3 protein-coding genes are annotated in these 1,406 nt (G+C 59.1%); 2 read left to right on the top strand and 1 reads right to left on the bottom strand.

Going from position 1 to position 1,406, the window contains the following annotated elements:
- Nucleotides 1-47 precede the first annotated feature (47 nt).
- On the top strand, nucleotides 48-584 hold the full coding sequence (gene sodC, locus I5W_RS09200; protein ID WP_017451022.1) for a superoxide dismutase family protein: 537 nt from the start codon (nucleotides 48-50) through the stop codon (nucleotides 582-584).
- Nucleotides 585-631: 47 nt separating this feature from the next.
- On the opposite strand, the gene I5W_RS09195 is transcribed toward sodC, so the two are convergent.
- A complete protein-coding gene (locus I5W_RS09195; protein WP_017451023.1) occupies nucleotides 632-943 on the bottom strand; it encodes a HigA family addiction module antitoxin in 312 nt (103 codons plus the stop codon).
- A gap of 215 nt (nucleotides 944-1,158) precedes the next feature.
- Between I5W_RS09195 and I5W_RS32795 the strand changes: the two genes are divergently transcribed.
- On the top strand, nucleotides 1,159-1,406 hold a 248-nt coding region (locus I5W_RS32795; RefSeq protein WP_044528994.1), incomplete at its 3' end, for a hypothetical protein.

Here is a 1,406-nt window from a genome sequence, read left to right as displayed (position 1 = left end):
CCAAGTGCCTATCCTCCACTTTTTTGTTACACAAAAGGAACACGATCATGAAGCGAACTATTGCAATATTGGCCCTGCTGGCCTGTGGATCGGCTGTCACTGCCGCTTCTGCGGCCGAGCCTCCCATCACGGTGGCGCTCAACCTGGTCAATGCCCAGGGCGTGGCGTCCCCGGCCGGTGAAGTCACCATCAGCGAGACGCCCTACGGCCTGCTGTTCAAGCCGGCCTTGTCTGGTCTGCCGGCGGGCGTACACGGTTTCCACGTGCATCAGAACCCCAGCTGTGCGCCGCTGGAAAAGGATGGAAAGATGGAGCCCGCGCTGGCAGCCGGTGGTCATTGGGATCCGCAGAAGACCGGCAAGCATGAGGGGCCGTATGGCGAGGGGCATCTGGGCGACCTGCCGGCCCTGTACGTCACGGCTGACGGCAGGGCCGACAACCCGGTCCTGGCGCCGCGCTTGAAAAGCATTGCCGAGTTGCGTGGTCATGCCTTGATGGTGCACGTAGGCGGGGACAATCATTCGGATCATCCGGCTACCTTGGGTGGAGGTGGGGCACGCTTGGCGTGTGGGGTGATTCAGTAATCGCCGGAGGGGCGTTGCGCTCGGTCATGATCGTCATCAGGCGCGCTTCAGGCCGATCGCACCATGGGTTGTACTTCCTGCTCGATGCGGGCGCCGTTTTCCTGCTGGGCGATCTTGAGGTCGTGGGTCATCTGCAGGTTCAGCCAGGATTGCGCATCGCCACCGAAAAATCGCGCCAGCCGCAATGCCGTATCAGGCGTGATGCCGCGCCGTTCGTTGACGATTTCGCCGATGCGAGTCGCGGGTACGCGCAAGGCGATGGCCAGTGCGTTGGCGCTGAGGTTGGCGGGGGCGAGGAATTCTTCCCGCAGGATTTCGCCCGGATGGATGGGGCGCATACGATTGCTGGCAGGGCTCATGAGCTTGTTTTCAGGGGTAATCGACGATTTCGTTCTGCCGCGGCCCGGATGTTGGCGAAACGGGCCACGGTTTCACCATGGAAGAGGGCTTCGGTTTCTGCGCATCGGAAACTGATGATCATGGTTAGCGTATAACGTCGAGCGTTAAGCGCCAATCGATAAGGTTCGACAGGCAAGCGGGGTAATGGTGAGCCTGATGGTGGACGGCAGAATCGATGTCCAAGGCTGTGCTGGTTTATACGACGTTTGCGGGGCAGGGTCGTGCAATTCCAGAAATGAAGTTGAGGCGCTTGCGATTTTTCGAGGAGGAAAAGGTCGTGGAATGTTGTTGGCCTGATGACTTACCGTATTGGAACTTGAAGCTATTGCGCAATCCGGCAATAAAAAAGCCCCTGTCAAAAACAGGGGCTTTCATATTTCTGGCGGAGACGGAGGGATTCGAACCCTCGATACAGGTTAAGCC

The organism is Herbaspirillum sp. B65 (genome assembly GCF_000333555.1).
GTDB lineage: Bacteria > Pseudomonadota > Gammaproteobacteria > Burkholderiales > Burkholderiaceae_D > Herbaspirillum > Herbaspirillum rubrisubalbicans.
This window is presented reverse-complemented; position numbering and strand designations above follow the sequence as displayed.